Source organism: Stenotrophomonas sp. GD03819, from assembly GCF_029841665.1.
In the GTDB taxonomy this organism is placed as follows: Bacteria; Pseudomonadota; Gammaproteobacteria; order Xanthomonadales; family Xanthomonadaceae; genus Stenotrophomonas; species Stenotrophomonas geniculata.
Genome location: NZ_JAOCEW010000002.1, coordinates 50038 through 76954, shown reverse-complemented (window position 1 = coordinate 76954; position 26917 = coordinate 50038). Strand labels below are relative to the sequence as shown.

The 26917-nt window shown below is 62.4% G+C and carries 25 protein-coding genes; 14 read left to right on the top strand and 11 right to left on the bottom strand.

All coding sequences use genetic code 11. The annotated features are described in order from the left end of the window. The first annotated feature begins 62 nt into the window (after positions 1–62). Complete coding sequence (locus tag N5D45_RS01545) at positions 63–821, top strand: hypothetical protein (RefSeq protein ID WP_231298593.1); 759 nt, start codon at positions 63–65, stop codon at positions 819–821. A gap of 20 nt (positions 822–841) precedes the next feature. Here the strand turns inward: N5D45_RS01545 and N5D45_RS01540 are convergent, their stop codons facing one another. Continuing rightward, entirely contained in the window at positions 842–1894 is a 1053-nt protein-coding gene (locus N5D45_RS01540) for a DNA-binding protein (RefSeq protein ID WP_021201903.1), read from the bottom strand. 274 nt (positions 1895–2168) lie between these two features. On the opposite strand from N5D45_RS01540, the gene N5D45_RS01535 reads away from it, so the two are divergent. Both N5D45_RS01535 and N5D45_RS01530 read left to right on the top strand, forming a co-directional pair. Beyond that, positions 2169–3749 carry an AAA family ATPase gene (locus N5D45_RS01535; protein ID WP_026070029.1) on the top strand — a complete coding sequence of 527 codons (1581 nt, stop codon included), beginning with the start codon at positions 2169–2171 and terminating at the stop codon, positions 3747–3749. Next, positions 3727–4824, top strand: coding sequence for a UvrD-helicase domain-containing protein (locus N5D45_RS01530; protein WP_043033512.1), 1098 nt, complete (start codon positions 3727–3729; stop codon positions 4822–4824). The genes N5D45_RS01535 and N5D45_RS01530 overlap by 23 nt, the downstream gene beginning before the upstream one ends. Before the next feature lie 15 nt (positions 4825–4839). Here the strand turns inward: N5D45_RS01530 and N5D45_RS01525 are convergent, their stop codons facing one another. Genes N5D45_RS01525 through N5D45_RS01495 form a run of 7 tightly spaced genes read right to left on the bottom strand, consistent with a single transcriptional unit; the run spans position 4840 to position 13545 of the window. Then, entirely contained in the window at positions 4840–5115 is a 276-nt protein-coding gene (locus N5D45_RS01525; RefSeq protein ID WP_019184735.1) for a hypothetical protein, read from the bottom strand. Next, positions 5112–8303, bottom strand: coding sequence for a CusA/CzcA family heavy metal efflux RND transporter (locus tag N5D45_RS01520; protein WP_235641836.1), 3192 nt, complete (start codon positions 8301–8303; stop codon positions 5112–5114). The genes N5D45_RS01525 and N5D45_RS01520 overlap by 4 nt, the downstream gene beginning before the upstream one ends. A gap of 8 nt (positions 8304–8311) precedes the next feature. Continuing rightward, complete coding sequence (locus tag N5D45_RS01515; protein WP_021201906.1) at positions 8312–9262, bottom strand: efflux RND transporter periplasmic adaptor subunit; 951 nt, start codon at positions 9260–9262, stop codon at positions 8312–8314. Then, a complete protein-coding gene (locus N5D45_RS01510; RefSeq protein WP_279938387.1) occupies positions 9259–10536 on the bottom strand; it encodes a TolC family protein in 1278 nt (425 codons plus the stop codon). The genes N5D45_RS01515 and N5D45_RS01510 overlap by 4 nt, the downstream gene beginning before the upstream one ends. Positions 10537–10591: 55 nt before the next feature. Further along, positions 10592–10948, bottom strand: coding sequence for a hypothetical protein (locus N5D45_RS01505; RefSeq protein ID WP_012480228.1), 357 nt, complete (start codon positions 10946–10948; stop codon positions 10592–10594). Continuing rightward, positions 10945–11562, bottom strand: a complete 618-nt coding sequence (locus N5D45_RS01500) for a cation transporter (RefSeq protein ID WP_005413376.1) — start codon at positions 11560–11562, stop codon at positions 10945–10947. The genes N5D45_RS01505 and N5D45_RS01500 overlap by 4 nt, the downstream gene beginning before the upstream one ends. A 24-nt stretch (positions 11563–11586) precedes the next feature. Further along, positions 11587–13545, bottom strand: coding sequence for a cytochrome c/FTR1 family iron permease (locus tag N5D45_RS01495; protein ID WP_043033508.1), 1959 nt, complete (start codon positions 13543–13545; stop codon positions 11587–11589). Between the two features lie 90 nt (positions 13546–13635). Between N5D45_RS01495 and N5D45_RS01490 the strand changes: the two genes are divergently transcribed. Genes N5D45_RS01490 through N5D45_RS01480 form a run of 3 tightly spaced genes read left to right on the top strand, consistent with a single transcriptional unit; the run spans position 13636 to position 18335 of the window. Continuing rightward, on the top strand, positions 13636–14049 hold the full coding sequence (locus N5D45_RS01490; protein WP_012480230.1) for a helix-turn-helix domain-containing protein: 414 nt from the start codon (positions 13636–13638) through the stop codon (positions 14047–14049). Continuing rightward, entirely contained in the window at positions 14046–15317 is a 1272-nt protein-coding gene (locus N5D45_RS01485) for a site-specific integrase (protein ID WP_005413373.1), read from the top strand. Before N5D45_RS01490 ends, N5D45_RS01485 begins: the two co-directional genes overlap by 4 nt. 24 nt (positions 15318–15341) lie before the next feature. Next, positions 15342–18335 (top strand): Tn3 family transposase, encoded by a 2994-nt coding sequence (locus N5D45_RS01480; RefSeq protein ID WP_043033507.1) that lies wholly within the window; start codon positions 15342–15344, stop codon positions 18333–18335. A gap of 43 nt (positions 18336–18378) precedes the next feature. On the opposite strand, the gene N5D45_RS01475 is transcribed toward N5D45_RS01480, so the two are convergent. Beyond that, the gene (locus N5D45_RS01475) at positions 18379–18657 is read right to left on the bottom strand and encodes a hypothetical protein (RefSeq protein WP_033835997.1); all 279 of its coding nucleotides are present in this window, start codon (positions 18655–18657) and stop codon (positions 18379–18381) included. A gap of 94 nt (positions 18658–18751) precedes the next feature. Between N5D45_RS01475 and N5D45_RS01470 the strand changes: the two genes are divergently transcribed. After that, complete coding sequence (locus N5D45_RS01470; RefSeq protein ID WP_043033505.1) at positions 18752–18997, top strand: helix-turn-helix transcriptional regulator; 246 nt, start codon at positions 18752–18754, stop codon at positions 18995–18997. Between the two features lie 968 nt (positions 18998–19965). On the opposite strand, the gene N5D45_RS01465 is transcribed toward N5D45_RS01470, so the two are convergent. Then, positions 19966–20874: a DMT family transporter gene (locus tag N5D45_RS01465; protein ID WP_043033504.1), complete on the bottom strand. Its 909-nt coding sequence runs from the start codon at positions 20872–20874 to the stop codon at positions 19966–19968. A 97-nt stretch (positions 20875–20971) separates the two neighbouring features. Between N5D45_RS01465 and N5D45_RS01460 the strand changes: the two genes are divergently transcribed. From N5D45_RS01460 to N5D45_RS01440, 5 genes are all read left to right on the top strand, one after another. Continuing rightward, the gene (locus N5D45_RS01460; RefSeq protein ID WP_043033503.1) at positions 20972–21775 is read left to right on the top strand and encodes a helix-turn-helix transcriptional regulator; all 804 of its coding nucleotides are present in this window, start codon (positions 20972–20974) and stop codon (positions 21773–21775) included. A 151-nt stretch (positions 21776–21926) separates the two neighbouring features. Then, complete coding sequence (locus N5D45_RS01455; RefSeq protein ID WP_049402761.1) at positions 21927–22217, top strand: hypothetical protein; 291 nt, start codon at positions 21927–21929, stop codon at positions 22215–22217. 519 nt (positions 22218–22736) lie between these two features. Next, the gene (locus N5D45_RS01450; RefSeq protein ID WP_033836000.1) at positions 22737–23246 is read left to right on the top strand and encodes a lactoylglutathione lyase family protein; all 510 of its coding nucleotides are present in this window, start codon (positions 22737–22739) and stop codon (positions 23244–23246) included. A 177-nt stretch (positions 23247–23423) separates the two neighbouring features. Beyond that, complete coding sequence (locus tag N5D45_RS01445; RefSeq protein ID WP_223224789.1) at positions 23424–23951, top strand: SRPBCC domain-containing protein; 528 nt, start codon at positions 23424–23426, stop codon at positions 23949–23951. A 52-nt stretch (positions 23952–24003) separates the two neighbouring features. Beyond that, positions 24004–24960 carry an NADH:flavin oxidoreductase/NADH oxidase gene (locus N5D45_RS01440; RefSeq protein WP_279938386.1) on the top strand — a complete coding sequence of 319 codons (957 nt, stop codon included), beginning with the start codon at positions 24004–24006 and terminating at the stop codon, positions 24958–24960. A 377-nt stretch (positions 24961–25337) separates the two neighbouring features. Here N5D45_RS01440 and N5D45_RS01435 read toward each other — a convergent pair whose 3' ends face one another. Continuing rightward, positions 25338–25691, bottom strand: a complete 354-nt coding sequence (locus N5D45_RS01435) for a hypothetical protein (protein WP_043033501.1) — start codon at positions 25689–25691, stop codon at positions 25338–25340. A 26-nt stretch (positions 25692–25717) separates the two neighbouring features. Here N5D45_RS01435 and N5D45_RS01430 point away from each other — a divergent pair, with 26 nt between their 5' ends. Next, positions 25718–26053, top strand: coding sequence for a hypothetical protein (locus N5D45_RS01430; RefSeq protein ID WP_043033500.1), 336 nt, complete (start codon positions 25718–25720; stop codon positions 26051–26053). 5 nt (positions 26054–26058) lie between these two features. Further along, positions 26059–26682, top strand: a complete 624-nt coding sequence (locus tag N5D45_RS01425; protein ID WP_043033616.1) for a TetR/AcrR family transcriptional regulator — start codon at positions 26059–26061, stop codon at positions 26680–26682. Positions 26683–26917: the final 235 nt, after the last annotated feature.

Below are 26917 nucleotides of genomic sequence, written 5' to 3'. Positions count from 1 at the left end.
GACACCGGTAGCGCCGCCCCCCCCCCCAGGAGCCACGCCGCTCCCTCATCCCCGGAAACCGCATGCCCGGAACCTCGTCAATGACGCCATCTGGGGTCGCCAGCATCGAGGAGTTGGGCCTTCGTGGCACCCTTTTCCTAGCCGCACTGTTAGCCGCGCAGCTACGACGCCTACCGGTGGCGCCCACACGCCGCTCCACCTTGCTGGTGCTGGACACGCTGCGAGACTTGGCCTTGATCCAAGTTCCCTGGCCAGCGGATCGATGGCAGATCCGCCCCGATGCCGAGGTCACGCCCATCGAAGATCCGCAATGTGCTTTCGCCTGGTCTACCCACGAGCGCAGGCACCTGCTCCCGGTGCTGGAAGACCAACTCGGCGATATGGCACACGATGTAGACTTGGCGGACGCGAAACTGGAGCTGTGGGATGAACTTGCACTCTGGGAGACCGAGCAGTTTCTGGAGCAGCAATTGCTCAAACATCACTTCGACCCAGGCTGGGCACGTGATGTGGGGTTCGTCTTTCAATCCGGACCGCGGGGCTTGCCGATCGCGCGGTGGCGTTACTGCTGCTGGGCGGCGGTACGCCAAGGTGCCTCGGTGGCGATGCGTCTTGGCGTGCACGACAGCGCCCATGTGCGGGAAGCCATCTTTCAGGAGGTCCAGAAGCGCCTGCGCTACCTGATGACCAGTTCGCCCGAGCAAGGCATGTTCAAGCCCTATCATTTGGCACCGGAGTCCTCAGTAGCCAAACTGTTTGTAGATTGGGTCGTCCCTATGGAATGGGCGTACTGGACAGGTGAGCGCCACCCCAGCCGCTAGCAGACAAACGAGCAGCCTCGTCAGTCGGCTCCCCCATCTTGCGCATGGCCGCGCCGAGTTTTCTTCACCGCATTTTGTGCTGGCGTCAGTTGATTCAGTAGAGGCTCTAGCGCTTCAAGACGTGCATTGGCACGCAACGCATCGGCTTCAGCGCTCTCGCGGCGCTCACGCTCCCGCGCAAGGGTGTCTTGAACTTGAGCTAGCTCGTTGCGCATGGTATCCAAGGTCTTGGCGTCAGTCTTCCAGCGCTCCTGCAGTGCCAAATAGTCCGTCGCGGTCTGGCGCAACGCCACGACCTCGCTGTGTTGGCCTTCGTGGGCCTGTCGTAGCTGGGCAAGCTCACGCTCAATCCGCCCGTGGCGCTCCAGCCATTGACCATTGTCGCGGTTCAGCACCAACAGCTCCTGATTCTTCGCGCCCAAGGCTTCATTGGCCTGACGTAAGGCTACTTGCAGCTCTTGGACCTGATGCTCGTGACGGCGAAGCTCTTGCTCACGCTGCTCTTTGGTTGAAGTGCGGTAGTGCTCAAGCGCTTCCCGGGCATGGGCATGCTTGTCCTCCAGAGAACGCGTATGCGCCTCATGATCAGCCAGCCGCACCGTCATGCCAGCGATGCGCTCGTTCAACTGGGCGATTTCCGCGATCCTGTCACCTAGATTCTGTTGAAGGAGGGCGTGAGCAGCTTGCTCTTGGTGCAGGCTTGCTTCGGTGCGCTGCAGCCGACTGCTCAAGGCGGCAGCCTCCTCTTGGGCACCGGAAAGCGCCTGTTGCCGACTGTGGAGCTCAGCCTGATGGCGCTCACGCTCCTGGGTGAGGATGGCCTCTGCTTCCTCCTGGAGCCGCGAGGCCAAGCGCGCAACCAAGTCCTGCAAAGCATCACTAACGGCTACCGTCCTCGCCGGACCGCCGCCTTCCTCTCCTTCCAGTTCACGCAAGTAGCGGTGGATCGTGGTCTTGGAGCCCGTGTTGCCCAAGGCCACTCGCACCGCGTCGACTGACGGCTTCTTGCGTTGGGCCAGCAGCGCGTCGCGCGCCTTCTGAACGTCACTCTTATAGAGTCCTGCGCGCGCCATCGTGCCACCTCACTTTATTTCGTAATGTATTACATACCATGTAATTACATACTATTAAAGCAGGTAGACGACCGCTCGTCGGCGAAAATAGTTATACGGGATAATATTGAATTATCCCGCGTAAGGCGGATTCTGACCCTTCCCGGCGTCCCAAGCAGTACGAAACCGCCCAGGGCCGGCGATCGCTGGGTAGTATGGCCCAGAGCGGAAAGGAGGCCAGCCAGGGTGCAGGCAGGCTCCGCCACCGAGCCCGTTGGCCATCATAGGACTGTGCATGCCGATCGAACGTATCGTCATCGACAACTTCAAGTCGTTTCGCCATCTGGACCTGCCCCTCAATGCCCACATGAACCTGGTGGTGGGCGACAACGAGGTCGGTAAATCCACCCTGCTGGAGGCCATCCACGCGGTGGTCACCGGCCAGCTGCATGGGCGCAATCTTGCCTACGAGCTCACGCCCTACCTGTTCCACCAGCCCACGGTGCAGGAGTACTTGGGAGCGCTTGCCACGGGCACGCCGGCCTCGCCGCCACGGATCTCCATCGAAGCCTATCTGGGCGCCGACGCCGCGCTGGCGTCGTTACGCGGCACCAACAACTCCCTGCGTCTGGATACCGCCGGCATCCGGCTGCTGGTCGAGCTCAACGACGACTACCGCGAGGAGTTCAACGCCTACCTGCAGCAGCACCAGGGCGCGGTCAGCCTGCCGGTGGAGTACTACACGGTGCGCTGGTACTCCTTCGCCAACAATGGCGTCACCGCCCGTAGTATTCCGTTCGACTCGACCATCATCGACACGCACGGCATCAAGACCTTGTCCGGTGCCGATCGCTATATCGCCGGCATCATCGAGCAGGCACTGACGCCTGCGCAGCGCGTCTCGCTGTCGCTGAGCTTCCGCCGCATGCGGCAGAGCTTTTCCGAAGAAGCGGATGTGGCAGCGATCAATGCCTACTTGACCGAGCACACCGGGGACATCAGCCACAGGGCATTGACGGTAGGCGTGGACACATCGCCGCGCTCAACGTGGGAAACCAGCCTGTCACCCTACCTGGATGAGCTCCCGTTCACCCAGGCCGGCAAGGGCGAGCAAAGCGCGGTGAAGATGAAGCTGGCGATGCACGCGGCCGGCGCGGCTCACGTGCTGCTGATCGAGGAGCCGGAGAACCATCTGTCCTATTCCAGCATGACCCAGCTGATCGACAAGATTGCGGCCCTCTCCACCGCCCAGCAGGTGATCATCGCCACCCACAGCAGCTTCGTGTTGAACAAGCTGGGCGTGGACAACGTGATCCTGTTCAGCGCGCAAGGCCAGATGAAGCTGGACCAGCTGCCCAGCGATACCCACGACTATTTCATGAAGCTGCCGGGCCACGACACGCTGCGGTTGATCCTGGCCAAGCAGGCGATCCTGGTGGAAGGCCCTTCCGACGAACTGATCGTGCAGCGTGCCTACAGTGACCATCACGGCGTGGCGCCGATGGCTCACGGCGTAGACATCATTTCGGTCAAGTCGTTGGCATTCAAACGCTTCTTGCAGATTGCCGATCGACTGAGGATTCAGGCCAAGGTGATCACCGACAACGACGGTGATATCGCAGTTGTGCAAGAGCGCTATGCCGAGCACATCAACGCGATCTATTACGATTCCGACGAGAGCGCCCCTTCGCTGGAAGAGCAGCTGATCAAAGCCAACTCGCTGGCCGAACTCAATACCGTGCTGGGCAAGGCCTTTGCCGATGAGGTGGCGCTGCTCAAGTACATGAAGGGCCATAAGACCGATACGGCCTTGGCGATTTTCAATAGCCCGCACTCGATCAGGTTCCCGGACTATGTCCAGCGTGCCATCACCTAACCGGGTCCTGCTCTCGGCAGCCGGCTCGGGCAAGACCACGTTGCTGGTCCGGCAGGCCTTGGAGCGACCTGAGCGCCGCATCGCGATTGTCACCTACACGCTGGAAAACCTGGAAGAGATCCGGCGCTCGTTTGAGGCCCACGCAGGCGCGGTCCCCGCGCATGTCACCTTGCACAGCTGGTATGGCTTTCTGCTGCGCCAGTGCATTCGCCCGTACCAGGCTGCGCTTTGCCCTGAGCCTCGCATCGAGACCATCCTGTTCGTAGAAGGTGTCACCAACAACCGCGCCCCACGCACCCAGGTGGCGCGCCACTACCTGGCGGGCAACCGGATGTATTCGGACCGAGCGGCCGATTTCGCTGTGCGCTGCGATGAGCTGACCCAAGGCCAGGTCGTGGCGCGATTGGCGGCGATGTACGACGAGCTCTACATCGACGAAGTCCAGGATCTGGCCGGCTTTGATCTGGATCTGGTCGAACGGCTGTTGAAGAGCGAGATTGCCATCACGTTGGTAGGCGATACGCGCCAAGCCACGTATGCGACCAACTATGCGCAAAGGTACAGCCAATACCGTGGTCCGAATCTGGCAGCGCTGTTTCAGATTTGGGAGGCCGACGGCTTATGCCGGCTGGATCACCGCCTCACCAGTCTGCGCTGCGTCCAGGCCCTGTGCGATATGGCTGACACGCTCTATCCGCAGATGCCGCGGACCCAATCAGGCAATGGCGAGGTCACCGGACACGATGGCATCTACCTCGTCGCTCCAGGGGATGTGGCCGCGTACATGCAGGAGTTCGCCCCCACCGTGCTCCGGCATGACCGGCGGCAGGCGTGCGACGGACTGCCGGCGGTGAACTTTGGGCAGTGCAAGGGCCGCACCTACAGTCGGGTCCTCATCTTTCCGAACGGGCCGTTGACGCAGTACCTGCGCACGGCCGATGCAGCGCGTATCACCGCGCCGCCGAAATACTACGTGGCCTTCACCCGGGCGCGGCAAAGCGTGGCCTTTGTGTATGCCGGCGCGTGCGCGTTGCCGGGTCATCAGCTCTATGCGCCTGCCAGCGCAGACGCATAGAGCCAGGGGCTGCGATCACATCTTCTTTAACGGCGCCGCGGTGGGCGGCGGCGGTACCGGGCCCGGGTCGTTGAAACACAGCATGATCTGATCGATGCCGAATTGATCGGCCAGGACCTGGGCAATCACAGCATGCACCAGGTCCAGGTCGACCGAGGGCGCCGCGACCGTGATGGTGGCCGCGATCGCACGGCCATGCTCACCGGCGACCAGGCGCAGGTCGTCCACCGCTTTCACGCCCGGGTCGGTAAACATCGCCGCACGGACCTGTTCCAGGTTGAGCTCGTTCATGGGGACTCCAAAGCAGTGCTACCGGCGCGGGGAGCTCGGTCGCGATGCAGCCAACGATAGAGCACCGGCAGCACCAACAAGGTCAATGCGGTGGATGAGACGATGCCGCCGATGACGACAGTGGCCAGCGGCCGCTGCACTTCCGAGCCAGCACCGACATTCAAGGCCATGGGTAGGAAGCCCAGCGAGGCTACCAGGGCGGTCATCAACACCGGTCGCAGGCGTCCAAGGGCGCCGTCGCGCACAGCGTCGTCTAGCGGATCGCCCTGTTCGCGCAGACGGCGGATGAAGGCGATCATGACCAGCCCGTTGAGTACGGCCACGCCCGACAGCGCGATGAAGCCCACGCCGGCAGAGATCGACAACGGAATCCCGCGCAGAGCCAGTGCCAGCACACCGCCGGTCAGCGCCAGCGGCACGCCACTGAACACAATGGCCGCATCCTTGGCCGAGCCGAAGGCCATGAATAGCAGAGCGAAGATCAACGCCAGTGTCACCGGAACGACCACGCCCAGGCGTTGGGTGGCCGAGATCAGCTGCTCGAAGGTGCCGCCGTAATCGATCCAGTAGCCCTCTGGAAGCGCGACATCCTGGCCGATGCGTGTGCGCAACTCGCCGACGAACCCGCCCAGATCGCGCTCGCGCACGTTGGCGGTGATCACCACGCGGCGCTTGCCGTTCTCGCGGTTGATCTGATTGGGCCCGCGCTCTACCTGGATCTTCGCCACTTCCCGCAGCGGCACCGTGCGAGGCCCCCCATTGGCGCCGGCGGCCAGACGGTTGGACTCATCGACACTGGTGCTTGCCGGCAGCGGAATGGGCAGATCTGCCAGCACAGCGGGGTCTTGGCGCTGCGCTTCGGGCAGGCGCACGACCAGGTCGAAGCGGCGGTCGCCCTCGATCAACTGGCCGGCAACACTGCCCCCAATGGCGGTGGCCACCGTTTCCTGCACATCGCCCGGGTTCAGGCCATACCGTGCCAATGCCGCCGGATCTGGCGTGATGGTCAGCAGCGGCAGGCCGGAGACCTGCTCGGCCTTGACGTCTTCGGCGCCGGGGACGCTACGCATGACCCGCTCGACCCGGCTGGCCAGGCGCGTCAACTGGTCAAGGTTGTCGCCGTAGACCTTGACCGCCACGTCCGAACGGACGCCGGAGATCAACTCGTTGGTGCGCATCTGGATGGGCTGGGTGAACTCGTAGTTGCTGCCCGGGATTTCCTTGGCCGCCGCCTCCAGCTCTTCCACCAGCTCGGCCTTGGGCTTGCGCGGGTCGGGCCACTGGTCGCGGGGCTTGAGCATCAGGAAGGTGTCGGCCATCGACGGCGGCATAGGATCGGTGGCCACCTCGGCGGTGCCGATCTTTGAGAAGATGTTGGCCACCTCCGGGAACTGGGCCAGGCGCTTCTCCAGCGTTTCCTGCATGGCCACCGACTGCTCCAAGCTGGTGCCGGGAATACGCATGGGCTGCAAGGTGATGTCGCCCTCATCCAGGCTCGGCACGAACTCCGAACCCAAGCGGGTGGCCAGCACGCCACAGCCCACCACCAGCACGGCCGCGCCGGCCAGCACCACCACGCGCCGACGCAGGGCCCAATCCAGCAGCGGCGTATAACGGGCACGCGACCAGCGCATCAGGCGGTTGTCGTGCTCAGCCACACGGCCGCGCAGGAAGCTGGCGATCGCCGCCGGCACGAAGGTCAGCGACAACACCATGGCGCCGGTCAGGGCCAGCACCACCGTGATCGCCATCGGGTGGAACATTTTTCCTTCTACCCCGGACAGCGAGAAGATCGGCAGGTAGACCGCGGCGATGATGCCCAGGCCAAACAGGCTGGGACGGATCACCTCGGCGGTGGCCGAGGCGGTCAGGTCATAGCGCTCTTCATCGTTGAGCTGGCGGCCTAGCGCGTGCTGCGCCTCGCCGAACCGGCGCAGACAGTTCTCGATGATGATCACCGCCCCGTCCACGATCAGGCCGAAGTCCAGCGCGCCCAGGCTCATCAGGTTGCCCGACACGCCGCCACGCACCATGCCGATGATGGTGAACAGCATCGCCAACGGGATCACCGCCGCGGTGATCAACGAGGCGCGCACATTGCCCAGCAGCAGGAACAGCACCACCACCACCAGCAGCGCGCCCTCGATCAGGTTCTTGGACACCGTGCCGATGGTGCGATCCACCAGCGCGGTGCGGTCATAGACGGCCTTGGCATGGACGCCGGCAGGCAGGCTGGCGTTGGCGGCATCCAGCTTGGCCGCGGCCGCCTGGGAGACTTCCCGGCTGTTGGCGCCGAACAACATGAAGGCGGTACCGACCACGACCTCGTGGCCATTCTGGGTGGCCGCGCCCGTGCGCAGCTCCTTGCCTTCGCCCACGCTAGCGACGTCGCGCACCCGAATGGGCACGCCATCGCGCCGGTCCAGCACGATGTTGCCGATTGCCTCCAGATTGGCTAGCTGGCCCGGCACGCGCACCAGGAACTGCTGTCCGTTGCGCTCGATGTAGCCGGCGCCGATGTTCTGGTTGTTGCGCATGACCGCGGCGACCACGTCGTTCAACGTGAAGCCCAGCGCCACCAACTGAGCTGGATCGGGAGTGATGTGGATCTGCCGCTCGAAGCCGCCGATGGTGTTGACCTCGGTGACGCCGGGCGTGGTGCGCAGCTGCGGCCGGATCACCCAGTCCTGCAGGGTGCGCAGGTCCGTGGCCGTGTACGGGGTGCCGTCGGGCTTGCGAGCGTTGGGCTCGGCCTCCACGGTGTACATGAAGATCTCGCCCAACCCGGTGGAGATCGGCCCCATTTCCGGGTCCAACCCTTCGGGAAGCTGGGAGGCGATCTGCTGCAGGCGCTCGGCGACCTGCTGGCGGGCAAAGTACAGGTCGGTGCCGTCCTTGAAGACGACGGTGACCTGCGAAAGCCCGTAGCGCGACAGCGAGCGGCTGTAGTCCAGCTTGGGCAGACCGGCCATGGCCGTTTCGATGGCAAAGGTGACCCGTTGTTCGGCCTCCAGCGGCGAGTAACCCGGGGCCTGGGTGTTGATCTGGACCTGGACGTTGGTGATGTCGGGTGTGGCGTCAATGGAAAGGTGACGGTAGCTCCACACGCCCAGCGCAACCAGCGCAGCGGTGAGCACTAGCGTCAGCCAGCGATGGCGGATGGACAGCCCAATGAGGCGTTCGAGCATGGCGGGCCTCATTCTTCTTCCACGGTGGACTTTTCGATGTCGGCCTTGATCAGGAAGCTTTGGGCCACCACCACCTGTTCACCGGCCTTGAGGCCTTCCAGCACTTCGGCGCGTTCGGCGTCGCGGCGCCCCAGCTTCACCGGCCGGGTGTGGTAGGTTTCGCCCTGCTGCACGTAGACCACGTCCTGGTCTTCTGCGGTCTGCAGCGCCGTGATCGGCACCACCAACGCTGCCGATTGGCGATCCACGGTGACCCGCGCCTTGACCGCCGACCCCGGCCGCCACAGGCCATCGGTGTTGGCCACCGTGCCGCGCGCAATGGTGCTTTGGCTGGCGGTGGCGGTGCCGGGCAGGACGCGCTCCAAGGTGGTCTGTGCGGTGACGCCATCGCTCAAGCGGGTAACCGTCACCGGCACGCCAGCACCGATGTGCTGGGCGTCGGCGCCGAAGATGTGCAGGTCCACCCACAGCGTGGACAGGTCGGCGACCTCAAACAGCGGCGCGCCCTCAGCGGCGGCCATGCCTACGGCGGCCGTGCGCGCCATGACCACGCCACTGATCGGCGCGGTGACGGTATAGGTGGTCAGGCTCAGGTTGCTCTCTACCGTGGCCAGTGCCTGGCCGGCCCGTACCTGATCACCCACGCCCGCACGCACGGAGCGGACCGGTCCGGGGAAGCGTGCCGTGACCTGCGCGATGCGACCGTCAATCGGGGTCAACAGCCCTTGCACCTCATGCTCGTCAGCAATCTCACCGGGGCCTGCCGGTGCGACCTGGATACCCGCTGCCTGCGCAGCTTTGGCGGCAATCTTGGTTTCCAGCGGCGCTTCCTCGTGCTCGCCGTGCTCTTCGCCCTCAGCGGCGGCGCCGCCTTCGGACGCTTCGTTGGGGGCCGACGCGTTGCAGGCGGCCAGCATCATCAGGGCCATGCCCAGTGCGGTCCAAGAAAAGCGATTCATGGGGTCTCTCCGGTGGAAGCAGCCGCCGGCGGCGCGACAAGCGCTTGGCCGGTCAGGCGTTGAATTTCGATCAGGGCGCGCTGCGCATCGAGCGCCACGTCCAGCTGCTGCTGGGCCATGGCCGTGCGTTCGGACTGCAGCTGTGCCCATTCCAGGTAGCTGATCGCGCCGGCGCGATAGGCGCGCTCGGCGGCCTTCTCAGCCCGGGCCAACTTCGGCAGCACCTCGCCTTGCAGCCGTGCCACCTCGGCCTGCGCCACGGTGTAGCGACCATGGGCTTCGACCAGCGTGGAATACAGCGACAGGCCCTTGGCCTCGCGCTCGATCGTCAGAACCTCCAGCTCGGCTTCGCCGGCGCGGATCTCCGGCTGCGCGCGGCTGCGGCTGCCCAGTGGCATGGACAGGCTGGCCACCAGCGCGGTGTCGTCAGTCTCCTGCAGGCGGCGCACGCCCAGCTGCCACGACAAGTCCGGCGAGGCCGCCGAACGCGCCAGCTGCAGTCGTGCCTGCGCGATCCGGCGGGCATCGGCAAACTGCGCCAACTCGGGAGTGCGCTCCAATTCCTCGGCCAGCGACTGCATGGACGCGATCGCCGGCAGGGTCATGGGATCCGCCGCGGCCACCTCGAAGCTCGGAGCACGTTCGCCCCAGAGGGCAGCAAGGTGCTGCCGGGCGGCAATGCGCTGCTGCTCGGCCCGATCACGGGTCAACTCTGCTCTCGCCAGTGCTGCTTGTGCGGTGAGCATCACCGATTCGGGAGACGCGCCAGCCTGCAGGCGCTGCCGGGCAGCGGCGACGGTCCGCTGGCGCTGGCCGACATCCATGTTCGTCAGGCTGCGTTGCCGGTCGGCACCGACAACGGCCAAATAGCGCTGCGCCGTCTCGGCGAGCAGGTCCAGCCCCCTGGTCTCGCGCTGCACGGCCAGTGCATCAATCCGGCTTTGGGCCAAGGTGCGGCGGGCGTCGAGCTTGCCGCCGCGCTCCAGGACCGAGCTCAGGCTCAAGGTCAACTCCGCGCTGTCCAGGCCACGGGCCGCGCCCGTGCCCAGCGCATTTTCAACCTCCGCCCCCAACGTCCACGGTGGCCGCTGCACGGCCTGGTCGCGCTCGGCAGCGAGCACCGTGGCTCGCGCATCGACCAGGCGCAGCTCGGGGTGGGTTTGGGCCACGCGTGCAAACGCGTCGTCCAAGGTCATCAGCTCTTCTGCTGTCGCCGGCGTTGCCGCCGCGCTCAACAGTAGCCACGCGGCCAGGGCCGCCAATCGCACATGCATGAAGTACTCCAGAATTTTCGATAGCCAACAGGGATCCGGCGCACGCCGGCGCGCATCACCCTGCGATCGGCGGCCGGAACGGCGCGAGCAGGTGCTCATGCCGATATCTGTCCGCATGGGCTGTCGCCGACGGCCAATGCCGGCCGATATGAGCAATGGCCAACACTATTTCTGGAGCCGGCGCGGCCTGGCTACAGCACAGCACCAGCTGCTGTAGCCGGTGCAGCGCGGCGTCTACGCCACGCTCGGAAGCTGGTGATGCCACTGCCGGGTCATGGTCGGCCGCGGCCAGATGGGTTTGAGCATGGAGCTCGCCAACCACTGCCAGCACCGGCTGCGTCACAAGGCCCACGGCCAAGTGCGCCAGCAGCAGCCAGCGCAGGCCACAGCTCAGCCGGCCAAGCGCTGTCATGCAGGCGTTTTGCGCGCGTCGGCACGCGCCCGGCGAGCATCACCCAAGATCTCGAAAGCCTCCTTGATCACATACAGGCCGATCAGGGCGCCGATCACGAAATCCGGGTAGGGGCTGGCCAGCCACCACACCAACAGGCCGGCCAGAATCACCCCAACGTTGGCCACCACATCGGCGCGGGTAAACAGCCAGGTCGCTCGCAGATGCACTTCGCCAGACTTCAAGGGGGCGAGCATACGGAGCACCTTCAGGTTCACGGCCAGCGAGACCAGAGCGGTACCGATCATCCAACCGCTGACCGGCTCGGCGCCGTACATCACCCGGCGGCCGACTTCGACCAGCACGCCTACGCCCAGCACCAGCAGCACGCTGCCACTGACCCACGCGGCGTTGGCCTTGAAGCGCGCCGTGCGCCCGATAGCGACCAGGCCAATGGCATAGGCGGTGGCGTCAGACAGCATGTCCAGCGCGTCAGCCAGCAGCCCGGTGGAATGGGCAATCCAGCCGGCAATGCCGCCGATCACGGCCATCGCTGCATTCAGGACCAAGGCGATCCAGAGGATGCGTCGCTCCTCCTTGTTCTTGGCTTCGTGGTGGCACCCGCAATCACTCATGTCTTGGTCCTCTGCTGTGTTGTTTCATTGCTTGTTTGCGCCTGGCTGTCTACGCACACCGGAACGGGCATTGGCGAGGAACCCCACGATGGCGGCGGTGCCTACCAATACCTGCGCCAGCAGCGACTGCCAGGTGGGATACAGGCCGATCCACTCGATGCGCGGCAACGCGAGCGGTGTTTGAGAGATCCAGCCCGCTTCCTGCAACGCGGCCACGCCTTTACCGATCAGGATGACCGCCATCACCGCGATGAGAATCGAGCTGATCGAAAAGAACCGGCCAATCGGCAGCCGCCTGCTCATGCGCAGCATCCAGTACGCCACCGCAGCCAACACCGCGATTCCCGCCGCCAGGCCTGCGAGGATGGCGGTGGACGCCTGATCGCTCCACATCGCGATGTAGAACAAGATCGTCTCAAACACCTCGCGGTACACCGCGACAAAGGCCAGCATGAACAGGAAAACAGCCGAGCGCCGTGTCAGCGCAGTCGTCAGCTTGGCGTGCAGGTACTCCTGCCACCGCCCTGCAAGGCTCTTTTGGTGCATCCAGATGCCTACGCTGAGCAGGACAGCGGCAGCGAACAAGGCCGAGACGCCCTCAGTGACTTCCCGGTTCGCACCGCTGATATCAACAAAGTAAGTGGCCACCGCCCAGGTAGCTGCGCCTGCCAACAACGCGCAGATCCAACCCGCATGCACATACGGCAACACATCAGACCGCTCGGCTTTACGCAAGAACGCCACGATACCAATCACGATCAGCAGCGCTTCCAGTCCTTCGCGTACCAAGATGGTAAAGCTGCCTAGAAACGCGGTGCTGGCGCCTATTCGGGTGTCCTGCAGCGCCACGTCCGCGCGATCAAACAGCTGGGCAATTTGCGCTGCCTGCCCGGCAACGTCAGCCGCGGGCGCATGCTGATCCAGCTGCGCGCGGTAGCCTGCCATGGCCGTCTCGATCTCTCGCAGCAATGACGGATTGCGCGTGGCCAGCGTGGGTTCAAGCGGCTCTACACCATCCAGATAGGACGAGAGCGCAAGCTTTTTGGCTTGAGCCAGGTCCTCATCAGCGTAAGCGCGCTGGCTGGCGGCCAGTCGCTGCCGCGCCACCGCAAAGCGATCGGCTCCTGGTACCGCTTCGTTTACTACCTGTGGCTGCGAACGCAGGTAGGCGATGATCGCGTTTGCCTGATCGGCGGGCATCGTGGTGGCAAGATCGGCCTCTCGCGTGCGTGTCAGCGCTTCGAGCGAGGGAATGTGCGTATGGGCCTCGGCACTGGTGCGCCATAACGCCTCACCTTGAGCCTTGGCTTGCGAGGAGTACCCCAAGCTGCCCACATAGAATGCCAACGCCCAGCGATCACTTTCTGACAGCCCAGAGAAGCTGACCATGCCGGTACCCGGCACACCCTGGGAAATGACCTCGTACAACGACAGCGGCGTTCGCTGCGCGGCGCGAGTGGCATCGGTGAACGCGATCGGCGGCGGACTTAACGCTTGCGCGGCGGGGCCATCACCGTGACCTGTGGGGCCGTGACAGGCCGCGCACTGCTGGCTGTAGATGGACGCGGCCTGGGAGGTCTTCGGCGCGCTCGCCGGAACAGCGCCGATCGGGTAGCGGGCCAACAGCGTCGTGCCGAGCCCGCGCGCCAACGTTGCCACTTGCGCCGGGTCGGCCTTCTCTGCCACCGCCTGGACCAGGCGGTCGGCCTGGGCCGTCAGCTCCTGCTGGTTCTGGCCACTGGGCAATGCTGCCAGCTGACTGCGCACGGCGCCGGCAAACTCGCTCATTTCGGCGTATTCGTTGGGGGCAATTACGCGACCGGCCTGGACCGCGCCGGGGTAGTCGACCGCGATGTAATCGAGCATCTGCCAGGTTTGGCGCAGGTCTGCTGCGGCAGGCTCCGCCTGAGCAGAAGCGGGCAGAACCCAGCCGATCAGCAAGGCAATCAGGCAGTAGCGAATCAAGGCGATGGGCAGTGGCATGGTCGTCACATGCAGCGCCGCGGCCGGAGTGGCGGCGGATACGGGTTCAGCGTAAAGTCCGTAGCTACTACGGAGTCAAGCGTACTACGAATGAAAATCAGTGAGGCTGCCGACGCCAGCGGATGCCACTTGGAGACGATTCGCTATTACGAGCGGATCGGGTTGCTGCCGCGCCCGGGGCGCACGGGCAACGGCTACCGGGTCTATGGCCCGGCCGACATCGAGCGGCTGCGCTTCATTGCGCGTGGCCGGGACCTGGGCTTCAGCCTGGAGGAGGTCCGCAGCCTGCTGCAGCTGGCCGGCGATGAGGAGCTTTCGTGCGGGGACGTGGACCGGTTGGCCCGCAGCCATCTGGCCGACGTGCGCGCCCGCATGGCCGACCTGCAGCGCATGGCCAGCGAGCTGGAACGGGTGATTGCCAGTTGCCATGGCGGGCAGCGGGCGGAATGCACCATCCTGTCGACGCTGCGCCAGACGACCTCGGTGGAGGCCACGCGCCAGTGACCGAACTGGACCGCTACCTCGATGCGGCCACGCGCCAGAACACGGTGCGCAGCTATGCGTCGGCGCTGCGGCACTTCGAGGTTGAATGGCAAGGCCACCTCCCAGCGACACCTGACAGCGTGGCCCGGTACCTGGCCGCTTATGCGCAGACCTTGGCGACCAGCACCCTCCGCCAACGTCTGGCGGCCATCGCCTCTTGGCACCGCGACCACGGCTTTGTCGACCCGACCCGATCGCCGCTGGTGCGCAAGGTGCTCAAAGGCATCCAGACCCTGCACCCGGGCCAGGTCAAGCAAGCCGCGCCGCTCCAGATTCGGCGGCTGGTCGAGCTCGATGACTGGCTGGCCGCGGCGATCGCTGCGGCACATGCCCGGGGCGATGGGCCGGCGGCGCTGCGCCATCAACGAGACCGAGCGCTGGTGCTGCTCGGGTTCTGGCGGGGATTCCGTGGCGATGAACTGCTGCGTCTGGACGTGGCCCATCTCACGCTGGTGCCGGGACAGGGGATGACCTGCTTCTTGCCACGCAGCAAGGGTGATCGCCAAGCAGCCGGCGTCACCTACAAGGTGCCGGCGCTGTCGCGGTTATGTCCGGTGGAGGCGACCCAGGCGTGGCTGCAGGCGGCCGACCTGCAAGAAGGGCCGGTGTTTCGGGCAGTCAACCAATGGGGCCAGGTGAGCGCCGAAGGCCTGCATCCCAACAGCTTGGTGCGCCTGCTGCGCGAGTTGCTGACCAGTGCAGGCTTTGCCGATGCGGGGCTCCACAGCAGCCATTCGTTGCGCCGCGGCTTTGCCAGCTGGGCCAACGACCAAGGCTGGGACATGAAGGCCTTGATGGAGTACGTGGGCTGGCGCGATGTGCAGTCGGCCATGCGTTACCTGGACGGGCGTGACCCGTTTGCCCGGGACCGCATTGAAGCAAGCCTGCCCAGTCCAACCGTGCCGGTACCGGCGATGGCACTGCCGGCGCCGGAGGGCAAATCGGCCCTGCAGCTGCGCCTGCGCATGGTGCTGACCCCGTTTGCCCGCACGGGCCGCGGCGCGGCCAAGGCCCGAGGCCGAATTGAAGAGATCTGCTTGGCCCCGTTCCAGGCTGTGCGCCTGAACACCGCCAGCAGCGAGTACCAGTTGACTGCTCCCACCGATCCCGAAAGGGATCTGGATGAAATCCTGGCCACGTTGCTCGATGACATGCACCGCATGGCCGATACGCACCAGTGCTTCCTGGAAGCGTCGCTCAGTACAGACGACGGCCGGCACTGGGACTGATCCCCCTCACACCCTCCGGATCCAATGGCTACCCTTCACGAGACCGCCTACCCGCGACTGAAGCCTGATCCCACCGCCAAGGAACTGGAGGAGATCTATACCCCGACCGCCGCTGAGATTGCATTCGCCAAGCAGCTGACCACCCAGCCGGGTCCGCAGCTGGCGGTACTGATTCATCTCAAGCTCTTCCAACGCTTGGGCTACTTCACGCTGTTGGCCGACGTACCCGAGCGGATCCGGAAGCACATCGCCAAGGCCGCCCGACTCGGGCGCGTATTGGACACCGACCAGCTCGAACGCTACGACGCTTCCGGCAGCCAGCGCCGGCATATGCCGCAGCTTCGGCAATTCATCGGGGTACGTCCCCTGGATAAATCGGGCTTGGCTTGGCTGGACACAGTGGCCACCGGAGCAGCCCAGACCAAGCACACCATCCCGGACATCGTGAACGTCCTGCTCGAAGAGCTGGTGCACCATCGCTACGAACTGCCCGGTTTCCGCACTCTGGAGCTGGCCGCCATCGGCGCCCGTGAGCGGGTCAATCTGGGCTACTACCGCAGCATCAGCCACGCGCTGACGCCTGCCACGCGCACGCTCATCGACGAACTGCTGCGCGCACCGGAAGGGTCCAGGTTCACCGGCTGGCAATCACTCAAGCGCGAGCCCGGCCGGCCCACCAACAAGGAAGTTCGGTTCTACCTGCAGCACATCCGCATGCTGCAGCAGTTGGCCGACCAGCTGCCTCCCATCGATGTGCCGGTGCCCAAGCTCAAGCAGTTCCGTGCAATGGCTCGGGCCTATGACGCCAGCGAGCTGGCCGAACTGGCTCCGGACAAGCGCTATGCGCTGGCCACCATCTTCATTCGCGCCCAGCATGCCAAGACACTGGATGATGCAGCCGAGTTGTTCATCAAGCAGGTGCGCGGGCTGGAGAACACGGCCCAGCAGAAATTGCTGGCCTACCAGCTCGAACATGCCAAACGGGCCGACTTCCTCATCGGCCAGCTCAAGGAAATCCTGCAGGCCTATCAGCTAGACGGCAGCGATAGTCAGCGCGTGGATGCCATCGACAACAGCCTGGAAGCGGAAGTGTCGACCTTGCTGGCCGAATGCGAAGAACATATGGCCTACGCCGGGAAGAACTACCTGCCTTTCATGCTGCAGCCCTATGGCGCGGTCAGGCCGCTGCTGTTCAATGGGCTGGAGCTGATGAAACTTCGGGCGACCAGCCACGACGCCGGCATGGAGCCGCTGATCGCAGCGGTGCTCTCGCTGCGCAACCAGCGCCGTGAGCTGATCGAGGTCGCCTCCCTCGGTTTGGACCCGGAAAAGGACTTTGACTGGATGTCCAAGCTCTGGTGTCAGCACGTGTTCGGCAAGCGGGCCAGTGCAGCCGGCGCCGGCTGGATGCACCGTAAGTACTTCGAGCTGGCCGTGCTGGTGCAGGTCAAGGACGAACTGAAGTCCGGAGATCTCTTCATTCCCAGCAGCGAACGGTTTGATGACTACCGTGAGCAGCTGGTCGATGAAGCCACCTTGGCCCAGGAACTGGAAGCCTACGGCCAGGTGTCAGGCCTGCCCACCGACGCCGAGTCTTTCGTGGCGGGATTACGTGCACAACTGACCTCCCTGGCCGATGAGGTCGACGCGCGTTTCCCGGAGAACGTACATGCGGACATCCTGGATGGGCGCCTGGTGCTGCGGAAGGGGCAACGCGCCGAAGTCTCCAGCGCGATTACCACGGTGGATCGCCTCATCGCCGAACGGCTTCCAGAATCCAGCATCGTCGATGTCCTGATCGATGCCAGCCAATGGCTGGATCTGCACCGTTTCTTCCGCCCGATCGCCGGCACCGAGAGCCAGGTCGAAGATCTGCCCCGACGTGTGATCACCACGCTATTCTGCTATGGCTGCAACCTGGGGCCGACGCAGACGGCGCGGTCGATCAAGGGCTTCAGCCGGCGCCAAGTCGCTTGGCTCAACCTGAAATACGTGACCGAGGATGTGCTTGAGAAGGCCATCGTGGAGGTCATCAATACCTACAACAGATTCGACCTGCCTGGCTATTGGGGCAGCGGCAAGAGCGCATCAGCTGATGGCACGAAGTGGAGCGTCTACGAGGACAACCTGCTGTCGGAGTATCACATCCGCTACGGCGGCTACGGTGGCATCGGCTACTGCCACGTGTCCGACAAATACGTAGCGCCGTTCAGCCACTTCATTCCCTGTGGCGTGCACGAGGGCATCTACATCCTCGACGGTCTGTTGGCCAACACTTCCGACATCCAGCCTGAGATCGTCCATGGCGACACGCAGGCCCAAAGCTATCCGGTCTTCGGCCTGGCCCACATGCTGGGCATCCAGCTGATGCCCCGGATCCGGAACATCAAGGACCTGACATTCTTTCGGCCCGAACCGGGTAGGGCTTATAAGAACATCCAGGCACTGTTCGGGGACAGCATCGACTGGCAACTGATCGCCACCCATCTCCACGACATGCTGCGGGTGGTGATCTCAATCCGATTGGGCAAGATCACCGCGTCCTCGATCCTGCGCCGGCTGGGCACCTACAGCCGGAAGAACAAGCTGTACTTCGCCTTCCGGGAACTTGGCAAGGCCGTTCGAACGCTGTTCTTGCTGCGCTACATTGATGACAATGAGATCCGCAAAACGATCCATGCTGCCACCAACAAGAGCGAGGAATACAACGGCTTCGTGAAATGGGTGTTCTTTGGCAGCCAGGGGATCATTGCTGAGAACGTCCAACACGAGCAGCGCAAGATCATCAAGTACAGCCAGCTGGTGGCCAACATGATCATCCTCCACAACGTGGAAGGCATGAGCCGGACCTTGGCCGAGATGAGGAAGGAGGGGATTGAACTGACGCCCGAGATCCTGGCCGGCCTGTCGCCTTATCGGACCAGCCACATCAATCGCTTCGGCGACTACCACCTGGATCTTGAAAGGGAAGTGGCGCCGCTGAGCTACACAGCCAAGGTGCTTGAACAGACCCCATAGATGGGGAGAACCTGATCGAGAGACGAGCAATCAACTTTGAAATTCAGTCGCTTAGGCAGCTTTTGGCCCTGTACGTAATGATTCCCTGCCGACCCTCTTCAAGGTTCATCCCAGCGACTGCCCAGTTGAAGGCCGCTCTTTCGTGGGCATTGAGTTCCGCGTCGATAGCGTCAATTGACTGCCGGTATTGCTGCTGGGTTCCATTCGTAACCATCTTCTTGTCTGTCGGACCGCTGCAGGCAGCTAGCAGTGCTGATGCTGCCAGGATCAATGTTGCTCTGCTTCTGGCCGCGGTGATGAAGCGGTATGGCTGTTCGCTCATGCGTCCCCCTGTCAATGAAGAAGACAGAATATCTGGTTTTTAGATATCGGAGAACTGGATATAGCTTTCTAGGCCGCTCAGCCAAGGCGCGGTCGTGTCGAAGTCCATCCATCGAAAAGAGTACGCTGCCCTCATTGAGGCTGTTCGCGAGGCGCGGCTAGCTGCCGGTCTGACCCAGGCCCAGGTGTCCAGCATGCTGGGCCGCAGCCAGTCATTCATCAGCGACGTCGAAACAGGCAAGAGAAGGGTTGATGTGGTGGAGCTGAGAGATATCGCCCGCCTGACAGGCCTTTCGCTGGGCAAGTTGATCACAAACTTTGAGAAGCGAATCAAAGACTAAAGCCCCTTAGGGTGTAGCGGTAGGTTCGCGCTTCTTGCCGGCCGGTCGGGACCAGGCGCACACGCCAGTGACAGACGGCCAACCGGATGGAAGGGGCACGCCCTGCCGGAAATCCGTGACGTAGATCGGCCTCGGCGTGCCGGGTCGAAACTTTAGGCTGTTTTGTGGAACCGTGGGGTCTGAACCCTCGTGTAGATCCGGGTGAAGCGACGTCTTTACAGTTGTTGATGTGAAGACATTTCTCCGGCCCACTCCACAGCAGCTCCACAGGTCGCTAAAGCGAACCCCTAAATGCCTCCGATGGGCTTGTCGCGGGGCCTATACCCTTTCGGCGCGACTGTCTGACGTGGAGGATTGCGCCCTACACAAGCTTCGAGACGCAAAGGCTATCGCTTGGCGGCGGCAGCGCAAGATGCGCAGCTGGGCCGCGAAGCATCCCCGGTTCCTACTGTTAGCCTTTCCGCTTTGGGGTGATCCCCGGTCATTCGCTGAGTTACCGGAACAGAAGCTTTGGCCGCGCATTCTTGGCGTTTTCGCGCTTGTTAGCCCCCATCATCGATGCGCTACAAGCCGATCCAGGAAGTGGCCAGTCACTAGTTCAATGGGCAGAAGTTGCTGGCGTATCCTCTCGGACTCCTGCAAGACGCTGGGTTGCCGCTACTGGCCTGGGATGTTGTGAGTGGCGCCAGAGGCTGAAGCTTGCTGCGTCCCTCCCTCTCCTCCAGAGCGACTGCAAAGTTGGTGATGTTGCCAAGCGGCTGGGCTATAGCGGCCCCTCCCCTTTTATTGCAATGTTTCGCCGACTAACCGGCATGTGCCCAACTCAGCTGAAGAGCGCTGTCTAGATGCAACTTCACCTTGAGGAGAGGGCCCTTTGAACCTGGCTAGCCGAAGAAGCGTTCCCCGAACAAGGAGAACGGGCCTCAAGCGGCCCGTTTTCATTTGAACTGCAGCTATGCAATTGTCTTTCAGCGCTTGGTCGAGGTGTCATCCACGACCATGACCTCGTCAGGCTTCTTGCGAGCTGCGTACTCCGCCAGTACCACACCAAATACTGCCATCAAACCGCCACCCACGACCCAGGTGCTCAGAGACTCTTTGAGGACCACCACCGCAAGCAATGCAGTGACGATCGGGACGAGATTGAAGAACCCGGCCACGCGAGCAGAGCCCAGCCGATGCAGGCCGGTCATCCATGCCAACGGTGCCATGATCGAAGCGCCGATTGCTGCGAATGCAATGCAGCCGATGGCTGCGCCACCCTGGACGCCAGTGCCTGCGACAAGGAAAAGAGGTAGCAGCAGGATCGTTGCAGACATGGCTTGAAGAAACAGGGATTCGATCAGCGTTACGGGAATGCGCCACTTGTGCATCAGCAAATTGTAGGTGGCAAAAGCCAAAGCGCCCAGCAGCATCAGGGCGTCACCTTTGTTGATTCCATGGGAAACCAAGGCTTCAAAGTCACCATGGGACACTACCGCTATCACCCCAACCAAGGAGATGATCGAACCAATCACTGCGCCACCGCGGACTGCGTGACCCATGAAGATGCGCGACAAGGCAAGAGCGATCAACGGGATGAGTGCCTGGATAACGCCCATGTTGGTCGCAGAAGTGAAATGTGCGGCGTAGTACGCCAGGCATTGGAACATGACACCGCCCAAAGCACCGAGCACGAGGAAGCGTGCCCAATTGGCTTTCAGGACCGCTAGGTTCGACTTCAGGCGCGGCAGGGCGAATGGGAGCAAGATGATGGCCGCAGCAAGCCATCGCCAGAAGCTAATATCGACCGGGCCGACGGTCCCTGCAGCGAGCTTTGTAACGATGGTGTTGGCGCCCCAGAGAAGGCAGGCCAGGAGGGGGAGCAGGTAGTACATGGCATCCTCAGATACTGGATATCAACAGCCAGTAGCGTAGACTTGGCGGAATTTCGTTACATCCATAATTTGCGCCAATCTTCATCTTGAATGCGACATGGCAATGGACCCCGTCCCCTCGTTCAGCTCCATCCCTGGAGACATCTACGTTCGGCAAGGGACTTTGCCTCCCTCCGACTGGGATGCTCGTGTGCATCCGTGGGGGCAGTTCAACTATGTTGCGCAGGGTGTCATGGAGTTACAGGTAGGCGAGGACTGGATGGTGTCCCCTACCCACTATGCGATATGGATTCCGCCTGGTGTTCACCACTCATCCCGAAACCGTGGTGCGGTTGCTTATCGATCCGCATACCTTTCGGTCGGCGCGTCGGCGCAGATGCCCAGCATTCCGACTGCGTTAGCGGTTAGCTCGTTGCTTAGGGAGATCTTGGACGAACTGGCCCGTCGTGACATCGGCGAGGCCGTTAAGCCAGAAGACCGGCGACTCTCCGCGGTCGCCCTTGACCTGATTCTGGCCGCGCCGGTGATGTCGAGCTTCCTGCCGCTGGCCAGCGGTGACGTGCTAAAGCGGATTCTGAGCTATGCCGAGACCTCCCTTCAGGACTCTCCGTCGGCACTTGAGGTCGCAGAGCGCCACCACATTAGTGTTCGATCACTTGAGCGCTTGGCAAAGCGCGAGCTAGGGATGGGGTTCGGAGAGTGGCGCAGTCGGCTTCGTTTTCTGAGGGCAATTGATGCCTTGGGTTCAGACCGATCAATTACGCAGATTGCAGACGATCTGGGCTATGCAAACTCAACGTCTTTCAGTGAGATGTTCAAGCGACACTCTGGCCGGACCCCAGACCAGTATAGAAGGGGCCTCAGTCCGCTCCAGCGAGAGGTGGAGCCCTCCTCCCGCTGAATCGAGGCAGGCCTCGAAGCTGTTGGGTCAACCATTTAGCTGGCCCAGACAGTGGCCATTCGGATCGATGGATCATCCAGAGGGTGTCAACCACCGGAGATCCACAGTCAACCACCTCAATTGCGTCTTGCCGAGCGAAGGATTCACGGGCGTGTCGCGGAATGACAGTGAATCCCAGCCCGAGCGATACCGGCTCAAGGATGAGCGCAACCTGATTGGTGAAGCCGTGTATAGGAAGCGCGCGTACGCCTGGATTTCCTGGGAACTTGCGGGCGAGAAGGCGGGTGGCCATAGCCTGGCCATCTGGATGATCAACGAAACCCAACTTTTGAAGATCCGCCCAGCTGTCCGCGCAGGCACCTCTCGGAACTACCAGCTCAAGCGCCTCCTCGGTGAAGGGCTCAGCCCGCAGCCGAGGGTCATCCGGCCGAAGTGCAAGTAGACCCACCTCGTACTTCTTCTCCAGTACCGCCGATAGGATTTCTGGGTCCGGCGAGAAGCGATGACGAATGATCAAGCCGGGATGGGTGCGCTGGAAGTCCAGCAACACCGGGTAAAGAGCAAGGCCAACACTCCCGGGGGTTATCAGCGCAAACTCCCCCTGATCGCTGTCCGCGCTCGCGAGCTTGGCTTGAAGCCGGCGATCGGCCGAATCCATCTCTTGGCAGTACTGCAATAGAGCCATTCCCGCCGGCGTCAGCTCAATAAATCGTGGTCTGCGCAGAAACAGGGCACCCAGCTGTTGCTCAAGATGACGTACATGCTGACTGACCGCAGCCTGGGTGAGCTGCAGCTGGCCTGCGGCCCTGGTAAAGCTCCCGACCTCTGCGATAGCCCGAAAGGATCGGAGCCAATGCTCATTCAGCATAAGAATATTTTATCAATCTGATAAAAATGGATCAGATCATGGTTGAGTTGCAGGGTCTAATCTTGCGGCTACCCCTCTCTTCAGTGGTGTGCCGTGCCTGCCCTACCCCCTCCCTACCCTCGCGCCTTCTCCCACATCGGCCTGTCTGTTACCGATCTCGATGCCGCGGTTTCCTTCTATACAGAAGTCTTGGGCTGGTACCTCGTCATGCCGCCGACCAGGATTGCTGAAGACGAAAGCGCAATTGGCGTGATGTGCACGGATGTGTTTGGGCCTGGATGGGGCAGCTTCCGCATTGCACATCTATCCACTGGTGACCGGGTTGGAGTCGAAATCTTCCAGTTCAATAACGCCGAGCGTCCCGCGAACAACTTCGAGTACTGGAAGTCGGGCGTCTTCCACTTCTGTATTCAGGATCCGGACGTTGAAGGCCTGGCCGCTCGGATTGTGGCAGCTGGTGGAAAGCAGCGAATGCCGGTTCGAGAGTACTTCCCAGGGGAGAAGCCCTATCGGATGGTTTACATGGAGGATCCGCTGGGCAACATCCTGGAGATCTACAGCCACAGCTACGAGCTTACGTATTCAGCTGGCGCGTACGTCTAGCTCCACGCACACCCTCAGCCAGCTTTCGACTGCCAGGCAGTCCTCGCCAAACTGAGACACGACGGTACGGAGCAAGTGTCTCGGCTGTAGAAGTCAGAGGTCTGCAAGTTAGAAGCTGGCGAACGTAATTTTAACGATTCATCGGCGAGCCGCGCCGCTAGCCCTAAGGAGCATATGATGAAAATGAACGGCATTCGTTGGCCGGAAGGCTACCTTCCTGGTTACACCGAAAACTTTGTCTCGAATGAGCTGATCGTCCTCGGCCTTGCCGCAGCTGATGTTTGGCCGTTGCTTGAAGAGCCACGTCTGTGGCCGACCTACTACGGAAATTCAGCCAATGTGCGCTTCCACGATGGCGCCGGCCCTCTGTTGCGAAACGGGGATCGATTCTACTTTGAAACCTTTGGCTTCCCCGTGGAGGCTCAATGCGTCGAGCATGAGGCTCCTACCTCCGAGGGTCCGGGCCGGATCGCTTGGCATGGCTGGGCCGGTGAGCCCGGGTCTGCCGATCGACTTGACGTTCATCATGCGTGGATTGTCGAAGACCTTGATGGTGGCCGAGTGCGGATCCTCACGCAGGAGACGCAGAAGGGACAGCCTGCAGAAGCCCTGCGTCTGGCCAAGCCGAATCCAATGATCAATGGTCACCAGGATTGGCTGGACGGCCTGGTGGAAGCAGCTCGAGCCGCCAAGTCAACGTCCTAAGCCGGAGTAAATCCCCGTGCTTGCTCCTCTTGCTCTCCCCAAAGCCCCGTTTATGTCTGCCCTGTTTAGCCCATTCGAGCTCAAAGGTGTCACTCTTAAGAATCGTATCGCGGTGCCGCCCATGTGCCAGTACAGTGCGGAGGACGGCCGTATCAACGATTGGCATCTCAGCCACTATGCCGCGCTTGCGCGCGGAGGCGCTGGGCTCGTGATTGTCGAGGCTACCGCCGTGTCTCCGGAAGGACGCATCACCCCGGGATGTGCTGGCCTGTGGGGTGATGAGCAAATTCCAGGAATGGCAGCCATCGCTTCTGCCATCAAGCAAGGCGGTGCCGTAGCTGGCATCCAGATCGGCCACGCAGGGCGCAAGGCTAGTGCAAATCGGCCATGGCAAGGCGATGACCACATCGCAGCCGATGATCCCGCAGGATGGGCGATCCTTGGTCCCTCGCCGATCGCCTTTGGCGGCTCGCTCGATAGAGTTCCCAACGAGATGACGGTTGAGGACATTCATCGCGTTCAAGCGGATTTCGTCGCTGCAGCCAAGCGTGCGCTTGCTGCAGGATTTGAATGGCTGGAGCTTCACTTCGCTCATGGCTATCTGGCGCAGAGCTTCTTCAGCCCCGACAGCAACAAGCGGGAGGATCGCTACGGTGGCAGTGCGGAGAACAGAGCACGCTTCCTGCTGGAGACATTGGCGGCCGTCCGTAAGGTTTGGCCCGAGCATCTGCCGCTGACCGCGCGCTTTGGAGTTGTGGAGTACAACTCGCGCGATGGCCAAGCACTGGTCGACTCCATTGAGATTGGCAAAGAAATGCGAGAGTTGGGGCTTGATCTGCTCAACGTGAGCATTGGCTTCAGTGCTCTTGGTGGCCGCGTCCCATGGGGTACACAGGCGTTCCTGGCACCCCTTGCTGAGCGATTTGCTAATGAAACTGGGCTTCCGGTGGCCACAGGTTGGTGCATCGATGATCCACAGACTACCGAGCGCGTTGTAGCGGACTGTTAGGTTGACCTAGTGATGATCGGGCGGGCCCACCTATCCAATCCGCACTATCCGTACCAAATGGCCATTGCGCTTGGCCAGGAGCTCCCAGCCAGCGTGCTACCCACGCCTTACAGCTATTGGCTGAGCAGATACAAAGGCCCGGGCAAGGCGTCGGCTCAATAGGAGCGAGCCAGCCCCCTCCTCCATCGAGCAATAGGGGCAAATGATCTGGCTCCCATCGAGAATCCCTAACGCCATTGCAAGCTGCTACCCCGCCTCAACACAGGCGGGGACAGGCACCATTAAAGTTGCTCCGCCTTGTCCGCCAGGGGTCACCGAAGCGGCTGCGTGAGCGAGACGGGATGGGAGGTCTGACTAGGCGCCGAAGAAGACTCGAGCTAGCGAGAGGCACTTGGCCGACGCTGCCTTGCCGGCATGCTCAAGCGCGAGCGCTCCGCCGCCGACAAGATGACCATCAGCACAAAGGGGTTGGCTACCTGAATCATGACTACGGACGTCTCTGAGATTGCACCTTGCAGCAGGAGAATCATCGGAATAGTGAGTAGGGCATGGAACAACACTCCCGCACCAACCAAAAGGGCTAGTGCTCGATAGCTCATACGACCCGCGCCAAAGGATGTGTAGATCATCCAAGCGCAGAGGGGGATGAAGATGATGATCGCAGTTAGCGTTCCCGCGCCGTAGCCGACCCCGAGAATCAGCGGGATCACGTGGAAGACAACGTTGATCATGATGATGCTGTAGATCGCATAGCCCCTTGAGCCAGGGCAAGGCTGGAAAGATTGAAGGCGGCGATCGCCTGCCCTGGGTGAAGACGCGTGGTGAGGACAACTACGCGATCTCAGAGCAAATCGGCTGGCAGGTCCATGTCTATGGACGAGCCAGTACTGAACTAAAGGGCTGGTGCGACAGCCGCGGCATGGCTCTTCGCGAGTTTACCTGGCACGAAGAACATGGCCGCGCTGGACGTCAGCAGGACGCTGTCTACGTTCTGCGGCCTGACACTTGGGTGGGATTGGCACAGCCAACGCAGTCCCTAGACGAGCTGCAGCGCTATTGGGATTCCCGCATGGGCAAGAGATTGAGCACGTGAGCGAGATGCAACCTAAGTGGAGTCGTCGCAAGGAGGCGCGGCCGCTCGAGATTGTAGACGCTGCGGTAGATGTTTTCCTTGAGAACGGCTTTGCTGCCGCAAAGCTCTCTGATATCGCGAAGCGCGCACGAGTCGCGAAGGGCACGATCTACCTCTACTTTGAAACCAAGGAAGAGCTGTTTCGAGCCGCAGCGCGCCAGTTGATCTCCACAAATCTGGAAGGCCTTGAGACGGCACAGGCGACCTTCGACGGGTCGATTGAGGAGCTAATCCCGACGCTCCTCCAGCGAGCGGTCTCATCAGGTGGCGATGCCCGCTTGTCTGCAGCATTGCGAATGGTGCTATCGGAGAGCCGAATGTTTCCTGAGCTTGCGAGGATCTGGCATGACGAAGTTGCATCTCGCATGATCCGGCTGGTGGCAAGCGCTGTCGAGCGGGCGCAGGCCAAGGGGACCGTCCGCGCCGGCGACTCAAATCTCATGGCCTTTTCAATCATGGCTCCGATCGTAATGGGTGTGCTGTTCCACGAGCTGTTCGGGACCTCGAGTCCGCATGCACCTGCGCTGGACAAACTTGCGTCCCAGCATGCTTCAATGATCCTTCATGGCATCACTGTGGATGCGATGTAAGCCGCCCTCACGGAGTTGTTAAGGGTTAGGCCACATCTATCCCTCCATGATTGAGATCAGTTGTCCTAGCCCTGCGACTTCGAGGGTGATCGTCTGCCGGCCAGAAGCAGATTCAGCGCGGCACAATCCTAGCCAGCGCATGCGCCCAAGGCATTGCTACTTGAAGGATGGGCAGCCATTGGCAAGCCACCAGCAGGCTACCGTCCTTCGTCGCCCCATGCGCACCGTCACGCAG